Raw genomic sequence first — 10,869 nt, 5'->3', positions numbered from 1 at the left:
TTCATTGGAACGCAAATCAATCTGCGTGTCTGTGAGCGAGCTTCATTGGAACGCAAATCAATCTGTGTGTCTGTGAGCGAGCTTCATTGTCCGTCAAATCCATTTGCAAGACCGTGAGCTCATCTCATTGTCCGTCAAATCCATTTGCACGCCCGTGAGCTTATCTCATAGTCCGTTAAATCCATTTGCACGCCCGTGAGCTTATCTCATAGTCCGTCAAATCCAATTGCAAGACCGTGAGCGAGTCTCATAGTCCGTTAAATTCATTTGCACGACCGTGAGCTTATCTCATAGTCCGTTAAATTCATTTGCACGCCCGTGAGCTTATCTCATAGTCCGTCAAATTCATTTGCACGCCCGTGAGCTCAGCTCATAGTCCCTCAAATCCTTTTACAAGACCATGAGCTCAGCTCATTGACACGAAAACTGAATTGTTCACACCTCAATAGGAACATTTTACCGCTCTCCATCACTATTCTCCCGTTTCTTCACATATGTACCGGCGATCAGATCCGCGATGTGCCGCCCGTCCTCTCGAACATACATCATACGCAAATTAATAACAGCGTAACCAATACCGAACAGTATCAATGTAAAATAAATCCAATTATTTGATGAATAAAACATCCCAATAATCCCACCTTGGATAAACATCCATGGGATAAATTTAAAAAGATTGCGCACAAAGCTGCTGATGAATGCTGTTTGTTTGTAATTGAGCTGCAGTCCACTCACACGCTTGCCAAATGTCCCGAACGGTTCGAGCATTTCAAGCAATGTGAATAACAATATCAGTGGCATGGTTAATATAAAGATTGCGAGTGTCTGCATTTGGATGTGTGATAACCGTGGAATACCATCTAAAACACCGACTGAAATCGTCACTATTAACAACATGATTAATATTGAATAGACGAGCGCAACTATAAAATCAATTAACATGACTGTTACCCGTCGGCTGAACGGTATTTTATCCATAAACACACCCCTTTTCTAAACGGCTTTATTATAACATTTAAGCGTATTATATGTTAATATCTCAATATATATGTCGTTTTACGCGACAATCATATAATATATAAACTATAACTAGTTTTTGGAATCGTGAGGATTATTTCGAATGAAAAAATGGATGTTGCTCAGTGCATTCGTTCTGCTACTTGCAGCATGTAATGATGAGAATCAAGAAGATGAAATGGATGAGGAAGAAACTGAAGAGACTGATACGACTGAAGAAATAGAAGAAGAGGAAGAAGAAGAGGTCGTTGAAGAGGAAGAACAAATGCAACAAGTTCAGATCTCTGAAGAGGATCTATTTTATGATTCTCATATTTACCGTCTCGTCGATAAAAACCACGCACTTGCCGAAGATTATGTGCCGAGTGACCTTGTGACTGTCGATGTTCGTGTTGTGTACGAGGACGGTGCGAATCAACTTAGACAAATTGCAGCACAAGCACTCTCGAATTTATTCGCAGCTGCTGATAACGATGGCATTACACTCTATGCCGATTCTGGCTATCGCTCATATGATACACAAGCTGGATTATACAATTCATATGTCGAACGAAGTGGTGAAGCTGAAGCGAATCGATATAGTGCACAGCCTGGTCATAGTGAACACCAAACTGGGCTGACGATGGATGTGACTTCTGAATCTGCAAACTTCCAATTATTACAAAGCTTTGGTGATACTGAAGAAGGTATATGGGTGGAAGAAAATGCACATAGATATGGCTTTATCATCAGCTATCCTGAAGGTACGGAAGAAATCACAGGCTATATGTATGAACCATGGCACTTGCGCTTTTTAGGTATTTCACTAGCGACTGAAATTTATGAGAGTGGCTTAACATACCAAGAATATTTGATGGAAAGAGGATTTGACATTGAATAAATTACACTTAACAAAACTCGCCGTCGGCGCGCTGCTTGTTAGCATGCTTGCCGCCTGTAACGATGATAATGACACGGATAATGACACAGAGGAAACTGACGATAGCAATGCAGAGACTGAGGAAAATGTAGACGAGTCATCTGAAGAAGACACTGAAGACTCAGAAGATACTGAGGACACCGAATCAGATGACTCAGAGTCCGACGACAGCACAGCGGATTCCGACACTGAAGAGGAAGAAGTCGAGGAAGAAATTGAAGACATCAATGTTCGCATCACATTCACGGGTGACATTATGGGACACCAGCCACAGATTGAAAGTGCATGGGACGAATCGCTTGGTCAATACAATTATGATCCAGTTTTCGAATTCGTGGCGCCACACTTTGAAGACTCTGATGTGGTCATTGGAAACTTAGAGCTCACGCTTGCTGGACCTGATTATCCATATGCAGGTTATCCAATGTTCAACTCGCCTGATGAGTTGCTCGATGCGATTGAAAATGCCGGCTACACTATGCTCAACCTGACGAATAATCACAGCTGGGACACAGGGATTGATGGATTGATCCGTACGCGTGAACAGGTGGACGCCTCATCCATGGAAGCTTGGGGTACATATGTCGAAGAACCTGAGTCACGTGTTGTCTATAAAGAGTTTGGAGATAAAACATTCGCATTCCTTACATATGCAGAAACATTCAATGGAATGGTCGACCATGTGAACAATCCAGAGTATGTCATTCAGCACTCGAACTTTATCAATGAGACTTATATGTTAGAAGATTTAGAAGAAGCAAAGGCAAATGATGCGGATGCAATTATTGTCAACATGCACTGGGGCGAGGAGTATCAACACGAGCCGACTGAACGCGCTGTTGAATGGACAGAATTTTTAGTTGAAAACGGTGCAGATATCGTCATGGGTGGACACCCACATGTACTTCAACCCGCAGAACTTATTGAAGTTGGAGACAATCAAGCATTTGTTTCATATTCACTCGGAAACTTCGTATCAAATCAACGCTTTGAATCACTCGGTAATGTATATGGTGAAACTGTTGCACGTGCGACAGAAAATGGTGTAATCGTCCATCTTGATGTGACGATTTCAGGTGACGATGTTCGATTAACTGACGTAGAGTTTGTACCGACTTGGGTGTATGCAGGCTATGAGAAAACGGGTTCATATGATTACGCAATTTTACCGACAGAAGACTTCATAGAAGACCCAAGATTTGCAGAAACTTACGTTGATCGTATCACCGCTTCAAGAGACCATACATTAACCATCTTAGGTAATTATGGCATCTTTGAGGAGGAGATTGATCTTGAACTCGGAACTTACTAGACCAGATGGAAGAAAATTATTATATATTACAGTAGCAGCCATCGCCTTCGCAATATTCATGGTCCTTTTGATGCAGACGGTCTTCTCTTCAACACCGGCAGAGGATGTTGTAGATGAAGATACCGATTCAGATGAGGAAACGGAAACGACAGAAGACGCACATGAAACGGTTATTCCAGAAGAAGATATCACAATCACTGTATCGGCAGTCGGTGATATTACGATTCATGACGCACAGTTAAACAGTATGTTTGATAATGAAACAAGTGATTATAATTTCGACCCCGCATTCGATAAAATCCAAAGTATTTTATCGGCAAGTGATTTAACGATTGGTAATATGAATGGTGTGTTTGCTGGTGCAGAAAACACACATTCAGGCTACCCATCTTTTAATACACCAGATGCACTCGCAGATACACTCAATGCGGCAGGGTTCGACCTGTTAGTCGGTGCGAATGCGACATCAATGAACTTCGGGTTTGATGGCGTTTCAAGAACACAAGAAGTGATGACAAATGCTGGCATTGACCCGGTCGGAATATATAATGCGGATGATAGCCATGCGGTATATAAAGAAGTCGATGGCATTTTGATTGCCTTCGTTGCGTATAGTGAAAACATCGATGGATATAACAACCAGAACATACCATTTGAAGAAGCTGCTGAACGCGTCGGTATTATGAATGAAGATACAATCAATGCTGACCTTGCTGAAGTTCGTAGCAATAACCCAGACTTCATTTTTGCTTATATGAACTGGGGCGAAGAATTCCAATATGATGTCACAGACATGCAAGAACAATATATAAATTTACTCGCTGATAACGGCGTCGACGTTGTTGTAGGATCGTATCCGAAAAATATCCAGCGCACGCAATATGTTTCAGGAAGTACTAATCCAGCGTCAGATTCGGACGAAGAAAATGAAGATAGTGAAGAAGTAGAAGAAAATGAAACGTTTGTGGCCTACTCTCTCGGCAACTTCTTCTCAAACCAGCGTAGAGAAACACTCGGAGATGGTTATGAACCGACAGAAGACGGTGTGATCATGAACTTTGAAATCACAAAAGCTGCCGGTACAGGTGATACGACATTATCTGATGTTGAATTTATCCCGACTTGGACATATCGTCATTCAGAAAATAACCAAGTGCCATTTACCTATGAAATATTACCAGTAGAAGAGACACTTGCGGATGGTGATTCATATAATGATGAAGTGATGGGTAAACTCAATGACTCTCTTGTCCGTACTGAAGTCAGACTCAACATGGCACAGGCAAGAAGCACGGAAGTAGAGCCAAGCACTGTTATTGAAGTAGAAGATAACATAGAAGCGGATGATGAAGAGGAACCTACTGACGAGGCGGTTGAGGAAACTGAAGAATCTGAAGAAGACTCAGAAGATACTACAAGCGAAGAATAAAATATCATTGGCTCGGGAAACCAACTTTGGTTTTCCGAGTTTTTTTGTGTTTTGAGTCCAATAAATCAGTTAGAGACTAAATACATCATTCAATAGAAAAAAATGGTATCTAAACAATAATACAATCTTGTTACATTCAATGGTTAATAGTAGGAATATCACTAAAATTCATGGTATATTTATATAGAAATATCATTAATTTTTGCAATATAGTTTTGTGAATAGGGTATTGTAAATTAATGTGTGTTTAAGGACTTAAAAAAGGGGAGATACTTATGAAAAAGTATTTACTGACAGTAGTAGGTGCAGGTGTACTTTTATCTGCGTGTGATTTAGATTTAGAAGGAATCGGTCTATTGCCAGGTTCTGACGACGAAGATCCAGTCGAAGAGACAACAGAAGATACGACGGATACGGATGAAACAACAGATGAAGAAACAAATGATGAAGATACAACAGATGAAGATGTAGAAGCTGATGCCGATGCAGATGCTGACGCTGATTCGGACGCGGATGCCGATGCAGATGCTGACGCTGACTCAGATGCTGATGCCGACGCGGATGCTGATGCTGACGCTGATTCAGATGCTGACGCTGATTCTGACGCTGATGCGGATGCTGACGCCGACGCCGATGCGGATGCTGACGCCGATGCGGATGCCGACGCAGACGCGGATGCTGATGCTGACGCGGATTCAGATGCTGATGCCGACGCTGATGCCGATGCCGACGCCGATGCCGATGCTGATGCTGATGCAGATGCTGATGCAGATGCCGATGCTGACGCGGATGCTGACGCTGATGCGGATGCTGACGCCGATGCGGATGCTGACGCCGATGCGGATGCCGATACAGATAGAGAACCAACAAATGAGTTAGCAACGGATAATCAAGATGTTGCTGCAATGTTCTTCTCAACGGATGGTAATGCACCAACGGTTGAAGAAGTAAGTGGTATCACTGAAGACATGACTCAAGTTGATGTTGAAGCATTATACGGTACACATGAGGATGCGTTCTTATTCCCTGCTGTAGGTGAAGAAGAAGGCGAAGTTCTTGCTTACGTTTACGGTAATGTTGCAGTTGTTTACAATGCAGCAACGATCTACGGAGAAGAAGGCGAATTCGTTGATGAGAATGTCGTACCAGAAGAAGTTCAAGTACAAGATGTACACTACTTCTCAGGTGCAACTTACGATGAGTTAATCGAAGTATACGGTGAACCAACTGAAGATAACAGTGAAGATGCTGAAGCACCACATGCTGTCTTCTTAACTGAAGATGACAACGGCATGCGCGAAACTCGCGTTGACTTCGTCGCTACTGATGATGCAGCTGAAGAAGATGCTGAAACAGAAGAAGAGACTGAAGAAGATGCTGAAGCTTCATCAGATCTAACTGCTGGTCTTGTACGTGTTGTCGCTGAAGATGTTCAAGCATCTGAAGACGGTACAGAAGATGACAGTGAAGAAGCAACAGATGATGGTACTGAAGAAGATGTAGATGATTCAACGGATGAAGAAACTACAAATGAAGAAACTGAAGAAGATGCGGAAGCTTCATCAGATGTTCCACAGTTCTACGTAGACACTGTCGCTGGTTTCCACAACCACTTACAAGCGTATTACAACAACTGGGGCCATAACTTATTCAGTTTCATGCCAGCAAACAGTAACCTATCGTACGCGATTATGAGCAACTACAACTCTGGTCAATTCGCAGACTATAGTTTTAGTAACTTATCCGTAAACAGCGTTTCTGATAATGGTGATGGTTCATCAACAGTGAACTTCACAATCACTGAAACTTACGGTGGTAACTCTTATAACAACTCTGTATCAATGGTCGTTGATAACAATGCTGCGATCATCTATAGCATCACTTACAACTAATATTTATTTTTATACACCTACCCTTCAATTGGGTAGGTGTCTTTTGTCTGAATAGCGATGAACTTGCGCGTTTAACGCACGTTGTCGCATAATAGTAATACCCTATGAAAGGAGATTTCCCATGACAGAAAAAGATAAATTGCAACATGCTGCACGGTTGTTTAAGGTTTTAGGAGATGAAACAAGACTGTCCATCCTTCATTTATTAGCAGAAAATGAAGCGAACGTCACTACCATTTCTGAGCGTTTAAACATCGAACAATCCAACGTCTCCCATCAATTAAAAACACTAAAAACCAATCGCCTCGTACAATCACGACGCGAAGGGAAATCGAATATTTATTTTCTCGATGACCACCATGTACATGGCATGCTCGAGCAAGTGATTGCACACGTTGAGGAAGATATTTAAGTCGTACGTTTTTTTAAATCATACGACTTTTTTTTGCTTTATTTTATTAACAATCTATGTTAATATGAATTCATAAACATATGAAAATTCATTCATTTAAAGGAGCCTTGCTAATATTGAAATCACAACAAGAACACTCAGGTCATAGAATACCCGTAATATTATATTTTATAGGACTCGCACTCGCAATTATCGCACTGTTTGTTAGCAGTGACTATTTGTTTATTAAAAACACATTGTTCACAATTGCAACGATTGCCGCTGGGTATCACGTCGTTGTATTAGAAGGTGTTACAGACACGATTGAACGAACGAAAGCAAATCGCCGTTTCACACCAAACGCTCACATTTTAATGGGACTTGCTGCGATTGGTGCTTCATTAATCGGACAATTTTGGGAAGGTACCCTACTCATCTTAATCTTTGCTGGGGCTCATTTTCTAGAACATTATGCTGAAGGTCGAAGCCGTCGTGAAATTTCTAAACTCATGGACTTAAATCCGACCACTGCACGTCTCGTTGATGACGATGGTAATGCGAAAATCGTCAATGTCAGTGATTTAAATATTGGTGATAAATTACTCGTGTTAAACGGTGACCAAGTACCAATTGATGGTAGAGTGTTATCCGGACAAACTTCAATCGATGAATCGAGTATTAACGGTGAAAGTATCCCTAGGGAAATTTCTGAAGGGGATGAAGTATTCGGTAGTACGATGAATGGTACAGGTACATTTACGATGGCAGTGACAAAAGTACAAACGGATACTGTGTTTGCTAAAATACTTCAGTTGGTCGAACAAAACAAAAATAACCGTACGAAAGTTGCCAGCATTATTCAGCGATTTGAACCGAAGTATGTAAACATCGTTTTAATTGCTGTTGTGCTTCTTATCGTACTTCCCCCACTCACTACTGATTGGACGTGGGCAGACAGTTATTATCGCGGGCTAGTTATATTGGTTGCGGCCTCACCATGTGCCCTCGCAGCAGCAACCGTATCGGTTACTTTATCGGCAACGTCAAACTTAGCGCGACGCGGGGTTTTATCTAAAGGGACAACGTTCATTTCACAATTCGCAAACATCAACGCTATTCTATTCGATAAAACCGGCACACTGACGAAAGGGAAACCTGAAGTAACAGACTATCAGTTTTTCGGTGTGGAAGATGAACAATCTCTGATTGATATTATCGTTGCGATGGAGAAAGAATCAAACCACCCGTTAGCAACTGCGATATTGAACGCGTTTGAAGTGAATGAAATGATCGATATTAACGTTGAAAATCAGATTGGAACAGGGCTTGTTGGTGTTTATGAAGGACATCAATATAGGATTGGAAAGCCGACATCATTTGATAATGTGGACGTGGAAATTACAGAATCGAAAGAACGAATTGCTGGTCTGGGTAGGACGGTTGTTTACGTGGCTCGAGACGAACAAGTTATCGGATTAATTGCGATGATGGACATGCCAAATGAAGATGCTAAAGACATGATTGCTTACTTTAAGAAAAATGGCATTCAGACCGGAATGATCACAGGAGACTCGCAAACGACTGGGCAAGCTGTGGCAGATGTATTGAATATTGACTCAGTAAGGGCAAACGTCATGCCTGACGATAAATCGAGAATCGTCGAAGAGATACAAAAGAAATATGGTGTGGTTGCAATGGTCGGAGATGGTGTCAACGACGCCCCCGCTTTGGTTAAAGCAGACGTGGGCGTAGCGATGGGAGACGGTACAGACGTCGCTGTCGAAGTTTCCGACTTGGCACTGATGAATAATAATCTAACGCACTTAGTTACAGCACACAATGTCGCAAAGCGTATGAACAGGGTGATTTGGCAAAACATTATCTTTGCGATGGCAGTCGTCGTGTTCCTCGTTACCGTTAGCTTCTTTGGACTAACAGATATTACTTTGAGTGTCATTATCCACGAAGTTAGTACGTTGGTTGTTATATTAAATGGGCTCCGCTTGTTGAGAGGAAATTAGGAATATTAAGAAAACCAGAACCCGGTGGGATCTGGTTTTTTTTGTGTGGAATTTGGTCCCTCCGTCACTGATCGACGAAGTTTATCTTGTATTTATACTGTGGATTTAGTCCAATGTAATACATGAGCATCACGATTGTCAGTCCATATGAAAATACTGACGCAACGATGAATATCGCAATAATTATCGGATTCATCGGGTCCTCCGTCTTCACGTTCACGAACATTCTAAACATGAAGAACGTAATTGCACCAATCGCCAAAAACGCGTACACATCAGTCACTCCAGTGAACATAAACTCAATCGGGTTGGTCGCTGGATCACGTTCTATCGTCAAATCAGTCGGATTGATTACTTCTTCAATTACTGAGATTGCCATCACAGAAACAAAATATGCCAACGAGATGAAAACCGAAGCATAGCGGCGATTCTCAAAATAGTTCATCGGAGAAACCTTGCCGCTCGTCAATTCGTCCCTTTTAAAATAATCGTAGTTCATCGAAACCATTTTGTATACGTTCAAAACTGGTATAAATGAAAACCAAGCGCGTTTATAATTTGCCTTTCTCATCATAAAGAACATCCCTAAACTCAGGATTATATAAACAGCCCCAAGTATTAATACTAATTGATACAGTGTCATCTTCAAGCTCCTATCTCGTTATCCCTTATAAATCACTATATAGTATTATATAATAGTTTCATTCGATACTTAAGGAGAAACATACATTGAAACGTTTATTTTTAGGAATGACAAGCATAATAGCATTACTGACAGCATGTGATGATAACGAACGCGAGCCAATTGGGCTTGGGGATGATGAAACTGAAACATCAGAAGAGGTTGAGTCTGATAATTCTGAATCTGAGGATAAAGAACCTGAGGACGATGTGCTCGAAGTCGCAGATCCAGATGAAGAAGATTTGTTGTTTGATATCACTGATGAAACGATTCTTGATCAGTTCGTCGATATAACAGAACCGTTCGAAATGCAGTTCGAGAATAACTTTATCCAAAAAGGGATGAATCAAGAAAATATTGAACAACGATATGGAACGTATGATCTTGTGCTTATGACGAATGACGGAATCACTGTTGTGTACGGCAATATCGCTGTGAAATATATTCATGGAAACCCAGCAGGCGAAGGTTTACTGGGAGATCCAACGATTGACCCTGTGACAAACATCGTCACTGAAGTGTTCTACTTTGCCGACGTACCACAAGAAGAAGTGATAGAAGCATTTGGAGAACCCGTGCAACAAGTACCAAGTGCAGAAACGAAAAGTGGACAGGAAGAATTGCATTATATGTATACAGGGAATGAAGGAGAAACCTACACAGTGCGTGCGATTATGAACGATGGTCATGTAGATATGATTGTGCGAGAAGATGAGGCTGGGAATTATAGTACAAGTTCTGATGGTGAAAACGTAGATGAAGCAACGTTTGAAACTTACACAGAAGTAATCGAGACATTTATGGCAGACTATGAAGCGTATTATCAGAATGATGATGAAAGTGTGTTTGAGCATGTGAGACCAGGTTCACAAGCTCAGCAGAATTTAACGCGTGTGAATTATGAGAACTATGAATTGCATGATTTGAGTGTGAATTTCTCCTTTGATCATAACGATGGTACAGTGACCGTGAATACGAATGTATATTTTGATCACGATGGTTTAGACAACCGACAAAATGCGAGTATCATCTTTACGTTGGATAAGTCTAATCTAGAAATCATCGATTTTAGCGCGTTTAGTGTACAGGATTACTAGGTAAGATTTCTCTTCGTGTCTGTGAGCGAATCTCATTGGAACGCAAATCAATCTGCGTGTCAGTGAGCAACTCTCATTGGAACGCAAATCAATCTGCGTGTCAGTGAGC

9 protein-coding genes are annotated in these 10,869 nt (G+C 41.4%); 7 read left to right on the top strand and 2 right to left on the bottom strand.

Features of this window, described 5'->3' with window-relative positions:
* Positions 1–456 precede the first annotated feature (456 nt).
* A complete protein-coding gene (locus BMW30_RS08085; RefSeq protein WP_091475655.1) occupies positions 457–978 on the bottom strand; it encodes an RDD family protein in 522 nt (173 codons plus the stop codon).
* Between the two features lie 142 nt (positions 979–1,120).
* On the opposite strand from BMW30_RS08085, the gene BMW30_RS08080 reads away from it, so the two are divergent.
* The 6 genes from BMW30_RS08080 (at position 1,121) to BMW30_RS08055 (ending at position 8,981) form a co-directional block, all read left to right on the top strand.
* A complete protein-coding gene (locus BMW30_RS08080) occupies positions 1,121–1,897 on the top strand; it encodes a M15 family metallopeptidase (RefSeq protein WP_219314697.1) in 777 nt (258 codons plus the stop codon).
* Positions 1,890–3,248, top strand: coding sequence for a CapA family protein (locus BMW30_RS08075; RefSeq protein ID WP_091475654.1), 1,359 nt, complete (start codon positions 1,890–1,892; stop codon positions 3,246–3,248). The genes BMW30_RS08080 and BMW30_RS08075 overlap by 8 nt, the downstream gene beginning before the upstream one ends.
* Positions 3,229–4,677, top strand: a complete 1,449-nt coding sequence (locus tag BMW30_RS08070; protein ID WP_180366267.1) for a CapA family protein — start codon at positions 3,229–3,231, stop codon at positions 4,675–4,677. The genes BMW30_RS08075 and BMW30_RS08070 overlap by 20 nt, the downstream gene beginning before the upstream one ends.
* A 275-nt stretch (positions 4,678–4,952) precedes the next feature.
* On the top strand, positions 4,953–6,569 hold the full coding sequence (locus BMW30_RS10435) for a hypothetical protein (protein WP_143249011.1): 1,617 nt from the start codon (positions 4,953–4,955) through the stop codon (positions 6,567–6,569).
* A 121-nt stretch (positions 6,570–6,690) separates the two neighbouring features.
* Positions 6,691–6,981: an ArsR/SmtB family transcription factor gene (locus tag BMW30_RS08060; protein WP_091475649.1), complete on the top strand. Its 291-nt coding sequence runs from the start codon at positions 6,691–6,693 to the stop codon at positions 6,979–6,981.
* Between the two features lie 116 nt (positions 6,982–7,097).
* Entirely contained in the window at positions 7,098–8,981 is a 1,884-nt protein-coding gene (locus tag BMW30_RS08055) for a heavy metal translocating P-type ATPase (protein WP_245705666.1), read from the top strand.
* A 64-nt stretch (positions 8,982–9,045) separates the two neighbouring features.
* Here BMW30_RS08055 and BMW30_RS08050 read toward each other — a convergent pair whose 3' ends face one another.
* On the bottom strand, positions 9,046–9,624 hold the full coding sequence (locus tag BMW30_RS08050) for a hypothetical protein (protein ID WP_091475643.1): 579 nt from the start codon (positions 9,622–9,624) through the stop codon (positions 9,046–9,048).
* An 86-nt stretch (positions 9,625–9,710) separates the two neighbouring features.
* Between BMW30_RS08050 and BMW30_RS08045 the strand changes: the two genes are divergently transcribed.
* On the top strand, positions 9,711–10,760 hold the full coding sequence (locus tag BMW30_RS08045; RefSeq protein WP_091475641.1) for a hypothetical protein: 1,050 nt from the start codon (positions 9,711–9,713) through the stop codon (positions 10,758–10,760).
* Positions 10,761–10,869 lie beyond the last annotated feature (109 nt).

This window comes from Aliicoccus persicus (assembly GCF_900110815.1).
GTDB classification, from domain to species: domain Bacteria; phylum Bacillota; class Bacilli; order Staphylococcales; family Salinicoccaceae; genus Aliicoccus; species Aliicoccus persicus.
The sequence above is the reverse complement of the archived record's forward strand: the minus strand, read 5'-3'. Positions and strand labels throughout refer to the sequence as shown.